The following is a 21,764-nucleotide window of genomic DNA, read 5'->3' on the forward strand; positions in this document are numbered from 1 at the left end:
GTTTAGCTTATTAACATAATTTAGTAAAGCAAAAAGAGCCGCTGGAATAATTTCCAGCGGCTCTTTTTGCTTTATATTTACTAGTACTTAAAGTTTTTCGAATATTCTTTTAAAGCTAACGGCATCCCCAATAATTTGGCGAAGCTGGCTGATTGGCACCCGTTGCTGTTCCCGCGTATCGCGGTCACGAATGGTTACAGTATTATTTTCCAAGGATTCATAATCCACAGCTATACAGTAAGGGGTACCTATTAAATCCTGACGGGTATAACGCTTTCCTATCGCATCCCGCTCTTCATAAATTATATTAAAGTCGTATTTCAGGTCATCAAAAATTTGCTGCGCTTTTTCCGGCAAACCATCTTTGCGTACCAGCGGGAATATTGCTGCCTTTACCGGGGCTATAGCCGGATGTAATTTCAAGAAAGTACGGGTTTTAACAGCATCGCCTTCTGTAACCTCTTCCTCCGTATACGCATTACACAGCACCATTAAAAAAGCCCTATCGGCACCAATAGAAGTTTCTACTACATAAGGTACATAATTACCGTATGGTTTGCCTTCTTCGTTCAGATCATTATCAAAGTATTGTTGTTTTTTCCGGCTTAATTCCTGATGTTGGGTTAAATCAAAAGCGGTACGCGAGTGAATACCTTCTACTTCTTTATTACCAAATGGGAATTCATATTCAATATCAACGGCTGCATTAGCATAATGCGCTAATTTTTCATGATCATGGAAACGCAGCTTTTCGGCTGGAATACCTAAGGCCTGGTGCCATTTAATACGGATTTCTTTCCATTTATTATACCATTCCATTTCGGTGCCAGGTCGCACAAAGAATTGCATTTCCATTTGTTCAAATTCGCGCATCCGGAAAATAAACTGGCGAGCAACAATTTCATTCCGGAAAGCTTTACCAATTTGGGCAATACCAAAAGGTATTTTCATCCGGCCGGTTTTTTGCACATTAAGGAAATTTACAAAAATACCCTGAGCTGTTTCAGGACGTAAATATATAGTGCTGGCATCTTCTGCTACTGAACCAACTTGCGTAGAAAACATTAAGTTAAACTGGCGCACTTCTGTCCAGTTGGCTGTGCCCGAAACAGGGCACGTAATATTTTCAGCTATTATTAATTCCTGTACTCCTTGTAAATCTTCGGCTTCCAGCAAACGCGCCAGGGCTTTGACTAACTCCTGTCCTTTCTCAGCATTTCCCTCTTTTTCGTATTGAGCAGCTCTTTCTTCCACCAACACGTCAGCACGGTATCTCTTTTTCGAATCTTTGTTATCAATCATCGGGTCATTAAAAGAATCAATATGACCAGAGGCTTTCCAGGTAAGCGGATGCATAAAAATGGAGGCATCTATCCCAACCACGTTTTGGTTCAGTTGGGTCATACATTTCCACCATAGATTTTTGATGTTATTTTTAAGCTCTACTCCATTTTGCCCATAATCATAAACGGCTTGCAAGCCATCGTATATTTCACTGGAAGGGAATACAAAGCCGTATTCTTTGGCATGTGAAATAATATCTTTTAATTGCGTAGATTCTAATGAGTTTTTTTCTGATTGTGTTGCCATAACTGCAAATATATTATGCCCTTTCCGGTCTGGAAAGTAAAAGATGCGAATTTACATTTATCTTTTTCATTTTTAACTTATTAAAATTATTTACGTCTAATGACTATTTATTTTAAATTAAAAAAGAATGGATTTCTACCGTATAATGGTACAATAAATTACACTTTTTGTTAACGATTTAATAAATTCTTTACCTAAAGCAGAATCTTTTCCTTTACATTTGAACCTAAATTGGACTAATTATAACCTTTATGTTTGGATTACCCCCAGAGCTACTATTTCTATTAATCTTATGCTTAGTAGCAGCCTGTGCTTTTGAATTCGTAAATGGTTTTCATGACACAGCAAACGCAGTTGCTACTGTAATTTATACCAATGCCCTTCGTCCCTGGGTAGCGGTAGTTTGGTCAGCGTTCTGGAATTTTATTGGTGTATTTGCCGGTGGTATTGGTGTTGCCATGGGTATTGTTTATTTATTACCAATAGAAGCCCTCATTGATCAAAACATTTATCATGGTATAGCCATGATTGGTGCTTTATTATTGAGTGCCATTATCTGGAACCTGGGCACCTGGTACTATGGTTTACCTTCCTCCAGTTCTCACACCCTTATTGGTTCTATTCTGGGAGTTGGAATTGCTTTTTCGCTTCTGCCAGATAACACTTCTGGTGCTGCCGTAAACTGGGACGAGGCAATAAAAACCGGAATGTCGTTAATTGTTTCACCGCTTCTGGGTTTTACCTTAACCGTAATTTTAATGTTCCTGCTTAAGCGGTTCGTTAAAAACAAAACTATTTTTAAGGAGCCGCACAAACGCAAGCCACCTCCCCTATGGATCCGGTTAATATTAGTTTTAACCTGTACATTGGTAAGTTTCTTCCACGGTTCTAACGACGGACAAAAAGGTGTAGGATTAGTAATGCTTATTCTTATTGGTATTGTTCCTTTCCATTATGCTTTAGACCGTAAAAAAGATCCGATAGCTATTGTGCAATCTATTAATCAGGTAGACCAGGTTATAGGCAAAATTGATACAACTAATTTATCTTCTACTGATTTAAGATATATTAACTCTGCTCAGGGCAATATTGCTCAGATGCAGCAACTATTCCAATCATCAGGCAATTTGCATGCCTTGCCAGACAAGAGTAAGTTTTTAGTACGTAAAAATATACTTCTCCTAAATAAGGATTCAGAAGCATTATTAAAGAGCCCCGATGTTTCATTAAGTATGGCCGATCGGGAGCTTATAACTTCTAATGTTAAAGGTTTACGTTCTTATACCGATTATGCCCCTACCTGGGTAATTTTTATGATTGCCTTGTCTTTGGGTATTGGTACTATGATCGGCTGGAAACGGATTGTAAAAACAATTGGCGAGAAAATTGGTAAAGAGCACTTAACTTATGCGCAGGGAGCATCCGCTGAATTAATGGCGGCAGGTGTTATTGGTTTCTCTACGTTTGTATTTAAACTGCCTGTGAGTACTACGCATATCTTATCTTCTGGTATTGCCGGTAGTATGGTAGCAAACCGTGGAGTTAAAAACCTTAATCCAAGTACAGTAAGAAACATTGCTTTGGCCTGGGTTTTAACCTTACCAGTATCCATGTTTTTAGCAGGAACCTTTTTCCTTTTGTTCCGCTGGATGCTTTAATTATAGCTTATAAAAAATAGTTAAAATAAAAAAGCCGCTTGTAAAGCGGCTTTTTTATTTTAAATCAGTTTCTCCTACTCCTTTATTTTAAAATAATTTTAACAGTAGCAAAGGTTAAAGAACTAAATACACTCCGGCTTTACTCATTTATAAAATCCAGCGTGTATTCTTTATTTTAATTTTAAGAGTTATCGGGCCATTGTACTTCCAGGTCATCATCAATAAATACCCCAAAGTTGATAGCTAAAAGCTGGTCATCTTCTACGTATATATCAATCATTTGCCGCTCAAAGCTATACCGGGTTTCTCCTGTTTCCAGTTTTTCAGTTTCAAAATCGGTTAAGCCTTGTTGCTTCAGCAGCGCCATTACTTCTTTTGCCGGCATATCAAATACTTTTTTGCCGAACAATATTACTTCCGGGTCTTCTGTCTGGATGCAGCTTAATCTGTAATCGTCTTCGCGGTCAAAAAAGAAGGAATAGCCTTGTTCCCAGTAGTTCCAGGCTTTATGTTCAAATTCATCTTCCTCGTCTGATTCTTCAATTTCCTCTGGCTCTCCCATAATATCTTTTACTTGCTGCATGCTGTAGCCAAACCGGATATTACCAATACCAGTACCTAGTTCAATTTCGTGTTCTTTCATAGTTTTATTATTTACCGTATTTATGTTCGTGTTCTTTTTTTAATTCCTGGTAATATGAGTGCAATTTAGCATTCGTCCAAACCTCTTTAAAAATAGCGGCAGATTCTGCCTTTACAGGATCTTCTTCGTTTGGCAGCAGCAACTCCTTACGCGCTGCCTTTTCCGCTTCACTAGAGGCTTCTAACTGCGGATTCCGGGCATATTTCCTACCCGACTTATGGTTAGCATACCTCCGCGACCTGGTATATCCCATTTGTAAAAATTTGCGCGCCATGTCGGCTCCAATAAAATCATTCTGCTGCAGATAATCTATAAACAGCTTATAAATGGATTCGGCTGAATTTCGCGCAATTTCCGGCGTTTTAAATCGCCAGAAAGGTAATATCTCAGATTTATAAGGCTCGACCAATAAAACGCCCTGTTCTCCTTTTCCTACACGGTATAATTCGGGCGAAGCCCGAAAATTTATTTTTTTGAAGTCTAAGGTATAATCAAACGGCATTTTTATTAGCTGAAAACTACCTATACGTATTTTTTTTTTCTTTTTGTTCAGCTAATTTTTTTTAAACCGTTTCTTTTCCACACGATATTAATATTAGTGTTTTAAAAAATTTTAATCTAAAAGAATATCGTTCGTTATTAGCTCCGTTAATAAGTGGAAAAAGGGCATTATGTGAATTGTTGTTTGTTTCTTGTTTATAAAATGGAGCTATTCTCTGATTTATCTACATCCCTAAGCCTTCTAAATTTTTATTTTTAGCGTAATCTTGGGGTTTATCCACTTTTGTGAATATCCATCGGGGAAAACCTCCTGGATTTGTTAACGCGTGAACAATTTTAAATTTCTGCTAGAGTTAGAGCCAACTTATAAACTTTTGCTTTTCCGAAGACCTGATTTTGATGCTTAAAAATTGAAAAGTAAAAAATGGTGCACATTATAAACAATTATCAACAGGTATACACACCAGTTATCCAACCTTACTAGAAGGTTAAAGCAATTTCAATTTCCCAGTTCGCTCTTATTTCGATTTGGTCCGGGAAATGGAAAATTCGCTCGGCGGGAGCTACTAATTCAGGATCGCCTGCCTCCCACTTACCGTTATTATTTTCATCTATTTTTATCCGGATTCGGTAAGTACTCGGCTCCAGTTTATTTAGATTAAGTGCTTTTGGGGTATCAAACACTTGTACTACTTTAAAAGAATTATCCATTAGCTCTACCCAATACTTTTTGTGCGTAGTATTTATTTTGGCGATTAAGGTTCCTACTTGTACCTTATTAGTCATCTGAACTTTATTTGTTTGCCTGGTAAAGCGGTCTCCGGATATGGGTACTACCTTAGTTGTATCTAATATAACCTGTAGCGTTTTATTAGCAATCAGAGGTTGTTTAACAGTAGCTACCGTAGCAGTTGTATTTAAAGTAAAATCCTGCGGGTAATTTAATGTTTTACGGCTTACAGAATCTTCTACAATGGTTAAGGCTGCTTGTGGTTGAGCTATTTTAACCGGAACAACAAATTCTATTTGCAGTGGATCTTCTTTGGTAAGCTGGCCGTTCCGGGTTTTAACTGAATAAGAAGGTTTAGGGCGGGTAGCTTTTTTGCCTTCTAAGGATACATTTACCGTATCTGTTTTAGTATTGCCGGCACTATCGGTTACAGATACCAGAAAATTTGATTTGGTGATATTAAGATCGGTAGGATATAAAACAATATTATTGCTTCTACCTTTTGTATCGATAAATGGAAAAAAGGGCGCATTGGATGCAGGAGCGGATACCGGTGCTACTTTTACTGCTGTTATTCCTTCATTATAGACAATCCGAAATTCGTCAATAAATTTTTGCGTAGACTCAATAATTGGTTTCCGGGAGTCTACCCGAAGCGTAAGTAAATTAACTGGATCAGTTTTGGCGGTTATATTTACAAAACCTGGTAAGTAAGCTATTTTTTCTGCTTCATTATCAAAGATCATGTTATTGTTTTTATCCTGATGTGCCAGGATCCGGTACTCTCCAAATTTAAGATTAGGCAAGGCAAAGTTTCCTTGTTCATCTGTTTGGGTAAAGTAATAAGGCCGGTGTTTCCGAATGGTGGTAGTATCTTTAGCTGCGTACAATACTACATTAATGCTTTTTTCGGGGGCATTGGTAAACAAATCCTTTACGGTTCCTTTTACTGAACCAGAATCTATATATGCACCCGTACTAAAAGTTAAAGTTGGGTTTTTTACTTTATTTCCTTCTGTTACATCTTCTACCCCTCCTCTTAAGTTTAGGTAATAGGTAGTATTGGGTAAAAACGGCTTTTCAAAATCAATTATAAGCCGGTCTTTTTTAACGGTAGTTTTATAAGTGTTGGTGGTATTAGGAGTAATAAGAATTTCGCGGGTAAAATCTTTTAATCTTATTTCTTCATTAAAATTTAATTCAAGTGTTTTGGTAGAAACATTTATGGCTCTGTTTAGCGGATTGCTTGAGATTAGTTCAGGGCCAACAGTATCTTTTGGGCCCCCTTCCGGGCTACCTACACTGGCGCAAGCATAAAAAAAAACAGAAAGAAGTAAAAGGTAAAGAGAGTTGGATTTGAACATTATTGATATAAAACTTAAGGCGTTAAATGAACGGCTTTTTAAGTTTAATCATATGCCCGAAATCTTTATTTTTTTCGGGCGATATAGATTAAGCTAGAATAATCCTGGGTGCTGCTTTTCGCTTTGGAATTGGATTTGTACCCGTTAATTAAGGAGGTTATGTATTTATTGTTGCCATGAATGTATTTTTCGCTAAGTAAGCTTACATAATAGGCATCAAACTTCATGGGTAAAATTTTTGCGATTTCCATTTTATGTTTTTTCAGAAATCGTTGCATGGTGGTTTGGGTAAAATGGTACAGGTGTCTTGGCACATCATAGGCAGCCCAGTTTTCCCTGTATTTCATGGCATCCGGAGAATCGGCATTTGGAACCGCCACCAATAAAAATCCATCCGGTTTCAATAAAGCTAATAGTTGTTGGATAGTCTCGTTTAGCTGGTGAATATGCTCCATAACATGCCAAAGCGAAATGATATCAAAAGAACCGGCTTCAAAATTTTCTAAATTTTCAGAAGCAATCTCTTTTTGTAATAATTCAGAGGCATGCTGCCGGGCAGCCGCGTTGGGTTCGAAGCCTGCTACCTGCCAGCCATTTTTCTGACAAGCCGATAAAAAATAACCAGTTCCGCAGCCGTAATCCAGTATTTTACCTTTAGCCGGTACGAAGCTATTGATGAGCTCTACTTTTTGCTTAACCGTAATAGATCGTACCACCTGGTAAGCCTTATTAATTAAGCCTTTATTAGTGTTACTATGCGAAATATATTCTTCCGAAGCATAGTACTTGCCAATAAACTCTTCGGCCGGCCGGGGGTTAGTAAATTTAAAACTGCAGTTTTCGCACTGCACAATAACAAAGCTTTCTTTAGAAACGGAATTGTCCGGTACAACCAGAAAGTTTTTAAATTCTTCCTTGTTGCATACCGGACAATTATCCAATCGTTCGTATTGCATTTATTTTCCTAAGTAAACCATCAGAATAGATATATCGGCTGGCGATACACCACTTATCCTGGAGGCCTGTCCAATTGTTTCGGGGTTGATTTTTATTAATTTTTCACGGGCTTCTTTAGAAAGAGCTGGCATGTTATTATAATCAAGTCTTTCCTTAATTACATAATTTTCTAGCTCCTCCATTTTAGCGGCCAGTTGATTTTCTTTCAAAATATAACTTTCATACTTCAAAGCTATTGAAGCTTGTTCAACACTTTCTGGTAAATATTTGCTCAGGTAATGTTCTATAGTTGGCACCGCCTGTGTAATATTTTCTATATCAATATTTGGCCGTTTAAGTAAATTAGCGGCTTTTGCTTTCTCGCTAATTGGAGCCGAACCTTGTGCCAGTAGGCTATCGTTAATTTCGATAGGTTCAACGGCTTTCCGATTTAAGTACTCCAGTACCTCTTTGGTTTCGCTTATTTTTCTTTCTACTGCTCTTAAACGGTTTTCATCAGCTAAGCCTAGATCGTAGCCTAGTTTAGTTAATCGTATATCCGCATTATCCTGGCGCAACAAGATGCGGTGCTCTGCCCGGGAAGTAAACATCCGGTATGGTTCTTCGGTACCTTTATTTACCAAATCATCAATCAGTACACCAATGTATGCCTCGGAGCGTTTTAGTATAAACGGCTCTTTTTCGTTTATTTTATTGTGTGCATTTATACCAGCCATTAGTCCCTGGCAGGCAGCTTCTTCATAACCAGTTGTTCCGTTTATTTGACCTGCGAAATATAAATTCTCAACCAACTTAGTTTCTAAAGTTAAGTTTAGCTGGGTTGGTGGGAAGAAATCATATTCTATGGCATAGCCCGGACGGAACATTTTTGCTTTCTCAAAACCAGCTATTTTGGTTAATGCCTTATATTGTACATCTTCCGGAAGTGAACTGGAGAAACCATTTACATAGATTTCAATTGTATTCCAACCTTCTGGCTCCACAAAAATCTGGTGCCGGTCTTTATCGGCAAACCGGTTTATTTTATCTTCTATAGATGGGCAGTAACGCGGACCTAAGCCCTTAATACGTCCCTGAAACATAGGTGATTTTTCGAAACCTGTTTTCAGTATTTCATGAACGTCAGAGTTAGTATAGGTAATATAGCAACTCCGTTGTTTTTGTAATGGTGCCGTAGCGGTATAGGAAAATTTAGAAGGATTCTCATCTCCTTTTTGTTCCTCCATCCGGCTGTAATCCAACGAACGGCCATCTATTCTTGGCGGTGTTCCTGTTTTCATTCGGCCACTCTCAAAGCCTAACGATACCAATTGCTCGGTTATACCTGTAGCCGCTTTTTCGGCCGCACGTCCTCCTCCTAATTGTTTTTCTCCGATATGGATGATACCATTTAAGAATGTACCATTTGTAAGTACTACAGCTTTCGACTTTATTTCAATACCTAATCCGGTTTTTACGCCGGCTACTTTTCCATCTTCTATCAGAATACTGTTCACCATATCCTGCCAGAAATCTAAGTTTTCTGTCTGCTCTAAGCTTAAACGCCATTCTTCCGCAAAACGCATTCGGTCGCTTTGGGCACGCGGGCTCCACATGGCAGGGCCTTTAGAAAGGTTAAGCATACGGAATTGAATCATGGTCTTATCGGTAATAATGCCACTCATTCCGCCTAAAGCATCCACCTCTCTTACTATTTGTCCTTTTGCTACACCTCCCATAGCTGGGTTGCATGACATTTGGGCAATAGTATTCATATTCATGGTTACCAAAAGTGTTTTGGAACCCATTTTTGCTGCTGCAGCTGCTGCCTCGCATCCAGCGTGGCCTGCCCCTACTACTATTATATCGTACTTATCAAACATTTATCAACAGTATGTTTCACGTGAAACACCCTTTATCCACATTAAAATTCCTGAATTAACATTTTAATTCAGATAAAAGTTTTTATAGAAATTTTCGCAAAGATAAGCAGTAATCTTCTTTTTCGCTCATGAGTTTCTTTTTATCAGGTGTTTTATCATCATAACCTAATAAATGAAGCAGGCCATGCGCCATTACCCGGTGTAATTCATCTTCAAAACTTATACCTAAAGAAGCTGCATTATCTTTAATCCGATCTATACTAATAAAAATATCACTTTCAATAACACCGGTTTCGTCGGCATTATTAAAAGTGATAATATCAGTGTAGGTATCGTGGTCTAAATATTCTATATTAATCTGGTGCAGGTAATCGTCTGAACAAAATATATAAGTTAAAGCTTCTAACGTATAATCATGTTCTTCTATAAGCTGCGTTAACCAGTCAGTAATATTTTCTTGATTTGTTAATTGGAATTCAATGTCTTCAGAAACAAATTCTATTGGAGCATCAAGCATTATTTATAAAAAATGTTAGTTGTACCTTACGGCCATCGTTGGAAAACTCCACCTCATCGCTCAGATTACGCATCAGAAAAATACCACGCCCACCAGGGTTTTCGATATTCTCCGGGGCAGTTGGGTCAGAAAGAGAATTAAAATCAAATCCTGTTCCCTCATCTTCTACTTCAAAACGTAACCGATCCTCGTCAACAAATAAAGATAAAATAACATTTTTATCTTTATCAAATTTGTTTCCATGACGAATAGCATTGTTTACAGATTCAGTTACGGCTACCATTATATTACCGTAAATATCATCTTCAATATTAAATTTTTCTTTCGAGTTGTCTATAAAGCTTTCTACTACCCGAATGTTTTCGATTAATGAAGGAATCTGAATTTTTAATTGATTCATAGTTTTTTAAAGATTTCGCTATACGTCACACTAAAATTTATCTCGTAATTCTTTGGAAATACTCGTTCACTTCCTGTTTGTAATACGGAGAAAAAGCAGGTGTAACCGTTTTTAGTAATTCCGTTTGTTTCTCTTTTGTTTTTAGATACTTCTCTAACGACGGTGGCATTATACGTGTTTTTTCGGATGCTGTTCGGGATTCCCGTTTGTTATCTAACTCACGTTCCCGCGCTGATTTCTCAGCTTCCAGCAAACGAGTAAGTATTTCACGCTGCCGCATAATGGTTTGCTCAGTAAGTCGTTTATTAACGAGATCGGTTTCTGTTTGTTCCATCATTTTACCCAAATCGTTTAACTTATTTCCCAAACCTTGCCCTTGGTTTTCTTTACCACCTTGTTTTTCTAATTCTTTCAGGGCATTCCGCAACATTTGTTGTTCGGCCGCCAATTTAGCTAATTCTTCTGATAGTCCCTTGCCTTGTTGGTTACCTTTTCGCAATTGCTCCATTTTTTCATTTAAACTTTGCTGCATCTGGCCCATTTCGCCGGGTTGTGGCTTGTTCCCTTTCTTTTTCTTACCCGATCCAGGCTTAGATTTAGCCATTTGTTGCATTTGCTGCTGCATTTGTTTTAAAGCATCATTCAGCATCAGCGCTAAATTATTAATAGAAGTCATGGTTAGCTGCTGGTATCCGGTAGCTTTGCCTACGTTACGCTCTTTAATTTGCTGTAAACTATTAGCTATATTATCATTCATGGAGCTCACCTCCCGCGTTACGAACGACTGTATCTGAAACACTTTTTTAGCTAAAGCATTTAAACTATCCTCTATAATTTTAGCATCATCTTTTAATTTTAGCTGCTGCTGCCCTAATTGTATAAACCGGGGATCGCTTTGGCTTACTCCCCGGAAGGATTTCATTAATTCTTCCTGGTCAAACGAAAGCGTAATTAAGTTTTCTAAAATATCGCGTAAATTATCCAGATTCTGTTGGGCTTCTTCCTGCTCGCTGCTCTCCATTTTCTGTTTCATTTTTTGCGCCATTTGTTTCATTTGCTCTGACGCATTTTTCTGTGATTTGCTGGCTTTTTTATTCTGCCCTTTATCTAACGACTCCTGGCTGTCCTGCATCTCTTTATCGATCTGTTTTTCCTGTTCTTTGGTGTCATCCATCTGGTACTGATCGTTGAGTTGCTTATCCAGTTCTTTCATTTCCTGCATATCTTTTTTCAGATCTTCAAATTTCTCTTTCAGATCTTTTTGCTCTTGCTGCAGTTGCTGATCGTTGGCTTGTTTATTCTCCGTTTTCTCAGCCAGCTTTTCCTGTTCCTTGGCCAGTTCATCCAGTTTATTAGTAGTATTCTCCAGTTTATTTTCCAGCTGTAATTGCTTGAATAATTCCAGAGCTCTTTCTAGTTCTTTTTCCAGGTTTTTCTCTTTGTTATCAAGCTTATCCATTAGCTTCTGTAACTCCCGTTCATTAGGCTGGTTTTGCTGCAATAATTTTTCCAGCTCCTGGTAAAGTTTTTTGGTTTCCTCATCCAATAACTGATTCATCAGTTCCTGTAACTGCTTCGCTTTCTCGGCTAATTCAGGGCTTTTTTCATTGAATCGCTCCTGTTGTTTATTTAGCTGCTCAAACATTTGTTTCATGGATTGAATGTCGCTTTCTAACTGCTTTTTCTTCTCCATTAAATCTTCAATCTGCTTTTTATCCTGCCACGATAGTTCTTTTTTTGTTTTGAGCTTTTCTTCTGCTTTTTCAATTTCCTGCCGGATTTGTTGAGACTTTTGAGCTGTTTTACTCAGCTGCCCCTGCATCGATTTAGCGTTGGCCGTTATTTCATTTTCAATATCCCGGCGGGTTGGTATCTGAAAGTCAAATAAATGGGTACGGGCACTTTTAGATCCGTGTACACCATCATTATCCCACACCTGTACAAAATATTCCAAGCGGTCCCCGGGAGCTAATTTTAAATTATCCAAATCCCATTGGTAATAATAAGTCTGGCTTAGCTGTTGCGGATCAAAACGAAGCGGAATGGTTTTGTAATCTCCGCTGCGGCCAGCTTTATCGTTGGCTATGCGGTAATGTAAGTTTAATCGGGTTAAACCATAATCGTCGTTTATATTGCCACCTAAAACCAAATAAGAAAAGGTAGCAGTATCCTGAAAATTTTCCATGCTTATGTCTGGTGAACGATCCGGAATACTGCTAATCATAAAGTTCATTTCATCTTTATTAAAGCTGTACTTGTTACGGAGTTTCACGGCATATTCCTGGCTTTTATCTATCCGCTTACTAACTTTAAATAGGTTATTATCTGAAGAAGCTGAAAGCGTTTGGTCAGGACTTTTAAAATCCAGTGAGAGTTGTTCTGTGGCGTCTGTTTCGAAATTCCATTTAACGGTACTTCCTTCCGGTACACTTAAATTTCCGGTATTGCGGATGGTTTCAGTGGCTTTGTGTAAGTAAGTTGGGTAAGTAATATCTACAAAAAAATCGATCAGGTTTGGACGGGCAATTATATTCAGGTTATACTCCTCTGAGTAAAAACCGCCTCCGGCTAACTGAAACTGAACAGGTTTTTGTAGTTTCTGAAAGGTGAAAGAATAGCTGCCATTTTTGTCCTGTACCAGCTTTTGTTCTCTGCCATTATATAGTATGGTTACTTCTTTAGGAATGGTTTTACCTTCCAGTTCTACTTTCAAAGTAAAATCCTCGTGCTGGAAAGCCTGTAAATTTTTATTTTGTACATGAAATGTAAATGGTGCTTCCGGGGCGTAATATTTTTTATAATGAATTATACGTTCGGTGCCTTGTACAAATAAACTCGGGTAAATAAGCGCAATACCTAGCATTACTGCCATGGGCACCAAAACATATTTTAGTAAAGGTTTATTTTCTCCTAAACGAATACTATCCGCAAAATGAAAGCCGGAAAATTGCGCTGATTTTTGTTCAATGCTGGCAGTAATCAGTTCATTATTAAGGCCAATGCCTTGAAGCTGAATGGTATTTAATAACTTGTCTTTTATTTCGGGATAATAATTTCCTACCCGCTGTGCTGCTTGTTCATCGGTTAGCAGTTTCTTTAAATTGGCAAATGCTGTAAGAGGTGTAAAAATCCAGCGCAAAAAAGCATACAAACAAATGCCAATAAAAGAAAAGAATAAAAAGGCCCTGACGTAATACGGAAAATAAAAGAAATACTCCAGTAACGTATATATAAGGAAGAAGGATAATAATAATCCTAATGAAAAGATGAGCCCCTTAACTAACAAGTTCAGGTAGAATCTTTTTTTAAATTCCTGCAATTGGTGCAAGACTGCTTCCATCGCTGAGTTTTGCCGCATCTTATAATAAGTAAAAGATTATCAAAAGGTTATAAGGTTTATTTAAAGCAGCCTAGATAAAAAAGCACTCTAAATACAGGAATGACCAGTAATATAATCATTTTACCTAAAACGATAAATATCAGGATTTTGATATAATTTTTTCTAACCTAATTCCACCAGTACCGGGCAGTGGTCAGAGTGTTTAGCTTCGGGTAAAATGGCTGCTCTTTTTAACTTATCTTTTAGGCTTTCGGTTACAATAGCATAATCAATTCGCCAGCCTAAATTTTTGTTGCGGGCACCAGCCCGGTAGCTCCACCAAGTGTAGTTGTGCGGCTCTGCATTAAAGTGCCGGAAAGAATCTACATAGCCATGCGATAAAAAATGGCTGAACCACTCCCGCTCTTCAGGCAAAAAACCTGAACTCTTGGCATTTGATTTAGGGTTATGAATATCTACAGGTTGATGGCAGATATTATAGTCGCCGCAAATTACCAGACCGGGCAAAGTTTGTTTTTCTTTTTCTACGTGCTGCAGAAAAAAGTCAAGCCATTTCATTTTAAAATCCTGCCGTACATCGCCACTGGAACCAGATGGCATGTAGACATTCATGACAGAATACTCCGGAAAGTCGACACGCAATACCCGCCCTTCTGTATCATACAATTCCTCGCCGCAGCCAATACAGGCACTTACAGGCTTTTGTTTGGTAAAAGTAGCTACTCCGCTATAGCCTTTTTTTACGGCCGGATGAATAAAGCTATGGTAACCTAAGTTTTCGAATACCTGCTTATCAAAAGCTGCTTCGTCGCATTTTATTTCCTGTAAGCATAGTACATCCGGGTCAGCTGCTTTTACCCAATCTATAAATCCTTTACTAATGGCTGAGCGAACACCGTTTACGTTATAACTAATAATTTTCATTTATGCGTTTTGATCAAAATATTCCAGAATATGCCACTTCAGCATGCGGTCCTGCTCCTTCAGGTTAGCTGGTGGTATAGGTTTAACTAATTTATAATGCGGCCAGCCTTCATCATCTAAACCTGTAAATTCATAAAATCCGGATAGACTAAATAACTTACAGGTAGCTATGTGCATTAAATCCTGTTTTTGCTCTTTGGTAAATTCACTTAATCCTTTGCCTAATTCCTGCACGCCAATTAAAAAAAGAATACCGTTTAAATGCAACTCTTTTCCAAACTGTGCGCGTAGCTTCCGCAGCAACTCGAGCCAGCGGTTCTCAAAATTTTCGTTATTTTCTAATTCCACTTTTAAGCCGTTTTCAGTTCTTCCCAATATTCCACGGCTCTTCTAAAATGCGGAATAACAATAGAACCGCCTATTAAATTAGCAATGGCAAATACTTCGTAAATCTCCTCATCGGTTAACCCGCATTCGTGACACTTTCCTAAATGGTATTTTATACAATCATCGCAGCGTAACACCATAGAACACGCCAAACCTAACATTTCTTTGGTTTTAACATCCAAAGCACCTTCCTGATAAGCATTGGTATCCAGGTTAAAAAAGCGTTTAATTACTTTATTATCAGCCGCCATTATTTTTTCATTCATTCGGCTGCGGTAATCGTTAAACTCTTGAACTTTATTCATGTTATTTTGAATCTTGTAAATTTAAATTAAATATAAAAGTAAGGAGAAGTTTTCGCAGGTAATATGCTAAGTACTTTAAATAATATATTTCAGGATTTTACTACATTGCTCTTTCCGGAATATTGTTATGCCTGTCAAGGTTCCTTAGTGAAAGGCGAAGATTTAATATGTACCAAATGCCGCCTACATCTCCCCTATACTAACTTACACCGGGTAAAAGAAAGTTCTCAAAATATACTACATCACCGTTTCCTGGGTAAAGTGCCGGTAAAATTTGTGCTTTCTTATTTATATTTCAAGCAATCTGGTCGGGTTCAAAATCTGTTACATGCCCTTAAATATAAAAATGTACCGGCTATTGGCGAACTACTGGGTGATTGGTATGGGCAAGAATTAAAGGAGGCTGCCTATACTACGGCCTTCGATATGATACTGCCGGTGCCCTTACATCCTAAAAAGCAACAAAAGAGAGGTTATAACCAGTCGGCAAGTTTTGCAAAAGGCTTAGCCAATGCTTTAGGAGTTCCGTGTTCAGAAGCTATATTAATTAGAACCCTAAATACCTCCTCTCAAACAAACAAGACCCGGCCAGAACGATGGGAAAATGTAAGTAAAGCCTTTAAAGTAATGGACGCGGAGCAAGTTAAAGGAAAAAAGGTTTTATTGGTTGATGATGTACTGACCACTGGAGCCACCTTAGAAGCCTGCGCGGTAACGTTATTGGAAGCCGGAAGTGCAGAGGTAAGTGTGGGGGCTATTGCAGCAGCTTAATTAAAAAGCAAAAGCCTGAATGTAACCATTCAGGCTTTTTATAAATAAAGTTGTTATTTTAAATAGTAATAATTGACTACCGGTTAGAGCCAGTGTTGATCATGGCACAACGGAAACCAATAGTTGCTGTAGCAGAGTCCTGGGTCATGAACCGGCGGGTACCAGGTACTAACCAGTAAGCTACATCTTTCCATGAACCACCTTTATATACACGAACTTCGTCAGTAATCAAAGATTGAAATCCACCTTCGGGGCCAGAAGCATAATCAGTGGCTGGATCGCTGAAACCACCTTTATGGCGCACTGGGTTTAAATCTTCCACGTCCTGGAAAGAAAGCGGACGGTATACGTCTACTACCCATTCGTTTACGTTACCAGCCATGTTATACAAACCAAAATCATTTGGCGGGTATGCGTAAATATATTCTGTAATCATGGCACCATCATTCAAGCTACCGGCAATACCAGCATAATCGCCACGGCCCCGCTTAAAGTTAGCTAAGAACTGACCTTGTTTTTTGCCGTATGGATTACGCAGTTGGTGACCATCCCACGGATAAATACGTCTGTTAGCCTGGTTTTCATCTTCGTCTAATTGAGTACCAATCATGGCCTGAGCAGCATATTCCCATTCAGCTTCAGTTGGTAGCCGGTAGTTTGGTAACCGTAAACCAGATTCAATAGAAGCTCCGCCACCTTCTGCAGGTGTTTCGGCTGCGCCTCTTTTTCTTCTGCCAAATAAACCTCTTAAACCGCCACCATTTGAGCCACCATTTTGAGCTAAGTTTTCATTAACTTTAGCTGTACGCCATAAACAATAGTCATTAGCTTGTTCCCAGCTAACTCCTACTACCGGATAATAGCGGAAACCTGGGTAGCGTAAATAATATTGTTTGTAAGGGTCGTTAAAAGAAAGCTCTTTTTCCCAAACGGTAGTGTCTGGTAAAGCAGAACGGTAAAATTCTTCAGAAGAGTCACGTTTGATGTACATCAGGTACTCCAGCCAGTGAATATTAGCTACTTCAGTTTCATCCATGAAAAAAGAGGCTACCGTAACCGTGCGTTCAATATTATCACGCGTCATGGCTACGTCTTCTTCACTAGATCCTAATGTAGTACGACCTCCTTCTATAAAAATAAGGCCCGGGCCTTCTTGAAGTGCTTCGTAATCAGCTACCTGGAATCCTTCTTCCTCATTATAAGCTAAACCAGTTTTTGTACTTGTGTCTCCTGGACGGGCACTGGTTGGATTGCTGTTCTTATTACAGGAACTTAAAAATAAGATCCCTGCGGCAGCGTACGTTACATACTTTAAAAAATTCATAAAAGTTTATTCATTACCTGTTTTGTAGAAAAATAAAAACAATACGGCATTAACTGCAATATTACTAAAAGTCAGAATGATGGACAAGCTATCCGTTTATAATTTTTTCCAGAAACTCGTTTTTTAAATATTTTATTGTAATCTATCCTTTCAAAAGATAATGATATTTCATGTGCTCCCCTAGTTCTGGCTCCAAAACCAGATAAAGGTACGTCATAGCTATAGCCAATCTTTATGGGGTCAAAAACTATCCCGGCTATAACAACAAGTGATTGATCATACGAGTAATTACTTAAAAAGGGTAATCCTCTATATAAAACTCCAAACGTAACAGGCGTGTATGTAGTATATACGCCTATATCAGTTTTTTTAAACGGCCCCTGGTGCGTGTAGGTTAGGCTGGGTGAAATGCTCCATTCATAAGGTTTGTTCAGGTAATAATATTTATCCAGAACAAACTTATACCCCCCATTCAGAATAACTTTAGCTGGTAATTTGCTGGTGTAATCAAACCCAATGTTTGGTTGATTTAAATGATAGCCAGCAAAACTTACCCAAAAATTATTACTATAAATCAGGCCACCAGCTTCTACGCTTACATAACGGGCCGGATCATATACGTTACGCTCTAAAGATGTTTCATTTACAGTACCATCTTCGTTTAATTGATCACCAAAAGTAAGGGCTCCATAATCTACGCGTTGCGAACCATACGATAACTGCATACCGGCACTAAAAGCCAGCTTTTCATTAATATTGGATTGATAGGCATATATGCCGCCTAGTTGGTGTTTTGTAAAACCCGTAGACCCAGCTTTATCAGTAGATATAACCAAGCCGGCGGTTGTTCTCTCATTTTTTAACCGGTAATAGCCCGCAAATTGGTTAGTAATAAAAGCTCCGTTCAAACTAGGCCATTGATTCCGATGCGTAAGAACAGCGCTGTAATCGGCATGAATGCCGGCATAGGCCGGGTTCAGATGTAACCTGTTAGCGTACTGTTGGGAAAAATGCAAGTCTTGCGCCACCCCTTTTAGCCATAGCCCGAATACTAACAGGAAAAGGATACCAATTCTTTTAACCACTAAAATAATATTGCGGGAAATAGCAGACAAACAGCTAATTAATTTATGTATCCTTTTCCGTATAAAACGTGCCAGCCGGACTTTCCGGTATAGTTATTCCGGCAAATATTTAAGACTTAACAAATCAGACAATAAATCTTGAATATTTTCGCTTTCAAATATAGTTTATATAGTAATTATGAAAAAAGTATTAACTGGAATCATAGCTTTTATTGTTGTTTTACTGGTTGTTTTGGCTGTTTTACCTTTCCTTTTTAAAGATAAAGTAAAACAGGTGCTGGATAAACAAATAGAAAAGAATATTGCAGCCAAAGTAATTTACAAATCGGAGGATGTAAACCTGAGTGTATTCCGAAACTTTCCTAATCTGTCGCTTACAGTAAATAATTTAACGGTTATTGGCTTAGATTCTTTTCACCGCGATACGTTAGCAGCTTTACCTAAATTTTCTATGGGGCTGGATCTTATGAGTGTCGTAAAGGGAAATGAACTGAAGATTAAATCGGTTCAGCTCCAAAATCCTAAAATAAAGCTTAAAGTTTTAAAAGGCGGAAAAGCTAACTGGGATATTTTTATACCCGATACAACAGCCCAACCTACTGCTGATACCGATACCAGCCACTTTAATATGGCTATAAAAGGCTGGAAAATAGAAAACGGTACATTAGCTTATGAAGATTTAAGCATTTCATTTAGCGTGAAAGCCCAGCACGTAAACCACAGTGGTAGCGGCGATTTTACCAAGAATGTATTTGATATGCAGTCGCAGACAACAGCGGATGGCTTTACCATGAATTATGCCGGAATAAATTACCTGGAAAAAGACCGGCTGGATGCTAATGTAACCCTGGCCATGGATTTGAATAAAACACAGTACACCTTTAAAGAAAACCAGATTAGAATAAATGATTTTCCTTTTGGTTTTGCCGGCTCTATTACCATGCCCGCAGAAGCAATTGATTTGGATTTAACTTTTAAAGCCGCCGAAACCAATTTTAAAAATATACTCTCTTTAGTGCCGGGTATGTTTACCGAAAAGTTTAAGGATATTGATACCGATGGGAACATGGCTTTTAACGGCTACGTGAAAGGGCGCTTCGATGAAGTTTTGCTGCCCGGTTTTGGAATTAATTTACAGGTTACTAATGGCCGTTTCAAATATCCGGATTTGCCCCAGGCAGCTACTAACATAAATGTAGCTATTAAAATAGCTAATGCGGATGGCAATGTAAATAACACGCAAATCCAAATTAATAAATTTCACCTTGACTTAGGTAAAAACCCGGTAGATGCCAAAGCCATAATAAACGGGTTAGAGCCTATGCAGGTGGATGGTAATGTGAAAGCTAATATTGATCTGGCTGAAATAACCAAAGTTTTCCCGGTAGAGGGCATGACGCTACGCGGACTTTTATATGTAGATGGCAATGCCAAAGGAACCTACAGTAAAACCCAGATGCCGGTGGTAAGTGCACGCCTTAACCTGGCAAATGCTTTTATTAAATCGAAAGATTTTCCGGCTCCTATCCAAAATTTAACTATGGCCTCTACTATTAGCAATACAACCGGCAATACCGATGATACCCGAATTGTAATCGACCGGTTTAACATGTTGTTGGATGGCGAGCCACTGGAAGGGCGGGTAACTATACAGGATATAGATAAACCCGCTTTTGATGCTAAAATTAAAGGGGTGCTGGATTTAACTAAAATCACGAAAATATTTCCGCTGGAAGGCATGACCCTTTCCGGGCGTATAGTAGCCGATGTAGCTACCAAGGGTAAAATGACGGATATTGATGCCGGTAAATATACCAATATTACCTCTAGTGGTACCATGCAGGTAACTAACCTGAATTTTGTTAGCAAAGATTTGCCACAAGGCATGAAAATAGCGAGTGCTCAAACTACTTTTAATAATGATAAAATTTTGGTGCAGCACCTGAACGGAAACATTGGCAAAAGTGATGTGCAGGTAGATGGTACCATTTCTAATTACATGGGTTATTTATTCTCTCAAAATCAAGCCTTGCAGGGTAACATGAATTTAAATTCTAACCGGTTTGATGTAAATGAGTGGATGGTAGATGAATATTCGGGTGAGCCAACCCAATCAGCCTCCGAGGGAGTTGTAGCAGTCCCGGAGAATATAGATTTTACTTTAAATACTTCGGTAAAACAAGTCCTGTATAGCAACCTGAAATTAGAAAATTTAAAAGGGAAAGTCCTTTTAAAAGATAAAATAGCCCGCCTCGAAAGTGTGGCCTTTAATACGTTAGGCGGAAAATTTGTAACCACCGGTTCTTACAATACGCAGAATCTGGCGCACCCGCTCTTTTCCTTTGGTTTAGATATCGACAACCTGGATTTTAAAGCCGCTTATAATGCTTTTAATACCGTTAAAGCTTTAGCGCCTATTGCTCATTTACTGGATGGACAGTTTTCTACTAATTTTAATTTTACCGGAGAGCTGGGCCAAAACATGATGCCAATTTACAGTACCTTAACCGGGAAAGGTGTAGTTGAAGTAGTAAAAGCCATTGTTACCAATATGCAAGTGCTGAATAGAATCAGCCAACTAACTAATTTTTCTGAGGTAAAAAACTTTGTAGTTGAAAATAGAGATTTTGGAGCTGAGATAGTGGGTGGTAATTTAGTAATAAAGCCATTTGATATTAATGTGAAAGACATAAAGATGACCATTGGCGGCACCAATAACATTGATGGCAAAATTGCTTATGTAACTGCCCTGGATGTACCAACAGGTAAAGTTGGAGATGCCCTTACTGCCAAACTTACCTCTTTTACCGGCCTGAAAGATATAAAGGGAACCGATCGCATAACTTTAAATTTAAATGTGGGTGGCACCTTAACCGATCCTAAAGTTTCCTTAGCTGGTGGCAGTGCTAAAGCTCAGGCCACTGATATGGTAAAAAATATGGTGGCCAGTAAACTGGAAGATGCCAAAACAAAACTGGAAATTAAAAAGCAATCTATTCAAGATAGTTTAAGAGTTGAATTAGATAAAAAGCGTTTGGAGACAGAAGCGAGGTTAAAAGCTGAACTGGATGCCAAGCAAAAGCAAGCGGAAGAAAATCTTAAAAATCAGGCCCGTAATAAATTAAATACCATATTAAATAATAAAACTAAAAAGCCTGCCGCAACCGAACCTGCTCCTGCTCCGGAGCCTTCAACAAAACCTGATACCGCTGCGAGTAAATAAAATAACCCAATACTTATTCTTTGGGAGCAAACAAAATATGCCAGGAACCACACCTACTAAAAAGGTGTGGTTTTTTTATGGTTTGTACGCTACTAGTAAAACAGTCGGTAATTATAATGAGTAGATATCTATAATCGAAGATATAAAAATTTTTAGCTATACCGGGCTTCATCTGTTCTTCAT

The 21,764-nt window shown here is 38.4% G+C and carries 17 protein-coding genes; 3 read left to right on the forward strand and 14 right to left on the reverse strand.

The features are described 5' to 3' along the window. Positions 1-87: 87 nt before the first annotated feature. The gene (locus ADHAQ_RS0107340; RefSeq protein WP_026462381.1) at positions 88-1,590 is read right to left on the reverse strand and encodes a glycine--tRNA ligase; all 1,503 of its coding nucleotides are present in this window, start codon (positions 1,588-1,590) and stop codon (positions 88-90) included. 251 nt (positions 1,591-1,841) lie between these two features. Between ADHAQ_RS0107340 and ADHAQ_RS0107345 the strand changes: the two genes are divergently transcribed. Beyond that, on the forward strand, positions 1,842-3,248 hold the full coding sequence (locus ADHAQ_RS0107345) for an inorganic phosphate transporter (protein WP_026462382.1): 1,407 nt from the start codon (positions 1,842-1,844) through the stop codon (positions 3,246-3,248). Positions 3,249-3,429: 181 nt separating this feature from the next. Here the strand turns inward: ADHAQ_RS0107345 and ADHAQ_RS0107350 are convergent, their stop codons facing one another. The 11 genes from ADHAQ_RS0107350 to ADHAQ_RS0107400 form a co-directional block, all read right to left on the reverse strand. Continuing rightward, positions 3,430-3,891, reverse strand: a complete 462-nt coding sequence (locus ADHAQ_RS0107350; RefSeq protein ID WP_026462383.1) for a hypothetical protein — start codon at positions 3,889-3,891, stop codon at positions 3,430-3,432. A gap of 7 nt (positions 3,892-3,898) precedes the next feature. Continuing rightward, a complete protein-coding gene (locus tag ADHAQ_RS0107355) occupies positions 3,899-4,393 on the reverse strand; it encodes a DUF4385 domain-containing protein (protein WP_026462384.1) in 495 nt (164 codons plus the stop codon). Positions 4,394-4,872: 479 nt separating this feature from the next. Beyond that, entirely contained in the window at positions 4,873-6,486 is a 1,614-nt protein-coding gene (locus ADHAQ_RS0107360; RefSeq protein ID WP_034256663.1) for an Ig-like domain-containing domain, read from the reverse strand. A gap of 65 nt (positions 6,487-6,551) precedes the next feature. Then, positions 6,552-7,442 (reverse strand): class I SAM-dependent methyltransferase, encoded by an 891-nt coding sequence (locus ADHAQ_RS0107365; RefSeq protein WP_026462386.1) that lies wholly within the window; start codon positions 7,440-7,442, stop codon positions 6,552-6,554. Continuing rightward, positions 7,443-9,305, reverse strand: coding sequence for a tRNA uridine-5-carboxymethylaminomethyl(34) synthesis enzyme MnmG (gene mnmG, locus ADHAQ_RS0107370; protein ID WP_026462387.1), 1,863 nt, complete (start codon positions 9,303-9,305; stop codon positions 7,443-7,445). Between the two features lie 82 nt (positions 9,306-9,387). Continuing rightward, a complete protein-coding gene (gene ybeY / locus ADHAQ_RS0107375; RefSeq protein ID WP_026462388.1) occupies positions 9,388-9,822 on the reverse strand; it encodes an rRNA maturation RNase YbeY in 435 nt (144 codons plus the stop codon). Further along, complete coding sequence (locus ADHAQ_RS0107380; protein ID WP_026462389.1) at positions 9,815-10,222, reverse strand: ATP-binding protein; 408 nt, start codon at positions 10,220-10,222, stop codon at positions 9,815-9,817. The genes ybeY and ADHAQ_RS0107380 overlap by 8 nt, the downstream gene beginning before the upstream one ends. A 37-nt stretch (positions 10,223-10,259) precedes the next feature. Beyond that, entirely contained in the window at positions 10,260-13,580 is a 3,321-nt protein-coding gene (locus tag ADHAQ_RS0107385; protein ID WP_026462390.1) for a DUF4175 family protein, read from the reverse strand. A 144-nt stretch (positions 13,581-13,724) separates the two neighbouring features. Further along, positions 13,725-14,486 carry an exodeoxyribonuclease III gene (locus ADHAQ_RS0107390; protein WP_026462391.1) on the reverse strand — a complete coding sequence of 254 codons (762 nt, stop codon included), beginning with the start codon at positions 14,484-14,486 and terminating at the stop codon, positions 13,725-13,727. Next, positions 14,487-14,834, reverse strand: a complete 348-nt coding sequence (locus ADHAQ_RS0107395; protein WP_026462392.1) for a hypothetical protein — start codon at positions 14,832-14,834, stop codon at positions 14,487-14,489. A 2-nt stretch (positions 14,835-14,836) separates the two neighbouring features. Next, entirely contained in the window at positions 14,837-15,178 is a 342-nt protein-coding gene (locus ADHAQ_RS0107400) for a carboxymuconolactone decarboxylase family protein (RefSeq protein WP_026462393.1), read from the reverse strand. A gap of 63 nt (positions 15,179-15,241) precedes the next feature. Between ADHAQ_RS0107400 and ADHAQ_RS0107405 the strand changes: the two genes are divergently transcribed. After that, on the forward strand, positions 15,242-15,949 hold the full coding sequence (locus ADHAQ_RS0107405; protein WP_034256664.1) for a ComF family protein: 708 nt from the start codon (positions 15,242-15,244) through the stop codon (positions 15,947-15,949). Positions 15,950-16,025: 76 nt separating this feature from the next. On the opposite strand, the gene gldJ is transcribed toward ADHAQ_RS0107405, so the two are convergent. Beyond that, entirely contained in the window at positions 16,026-17,273 is a 1,248-nt protein-coding gene (gene gldJ / locus ADHAQ_RS0107410) for a gliding motility lipoprotein GldJ (protein WP_026462395.1), read from the reverse strand. A 71-nt stretch (positions 17,274-17,344) separates the two neighbouring features. Next, the gene (locus ADHAQ_RS0107415) at positions 17,345-18,388 is read right to left on the reverse strand and encodes a PorP/SprF family type IX secretion system membrane protein (protein ID WP_051359775.1); all 1,044 of its coding nucleotides are present in this window, start codon (positions 18,386-18,388) and stop codon (positions 17,345-17,347) included. Positions 18,389-18,536: 148 nt separating this feature from the next. Between ADHAQ_RS0107415 and ADHAQ_RS0107420 the strand changes: the two genes are divergently transcribed. Beyond that, positions 18,537-21,581, forward strand: coding sequence for an AsmA-like C-terminal region-containing protein (locus ADHAQ_RS0107420; protein ID WP_026462397.1), 3,045 nt, complete (start codon positions 18,537-18,539; stop codon positions 21,579-21,581). The last annotated feature ends 183 nt before the right edge of the window (positions 21,582-21,764 follow it).

This window comes from Adhaeribacter aquaticus DSM 16391 (genome assembly GCF_000473365.1).
GTDB classification, from domain to species: domain Bacteria; phylum Bacteroidota; class Bacteroidia; order Cytophagales; family Hymenobacteraceae; genus Adhaeribacter; species Adhaeribacter aquaticus.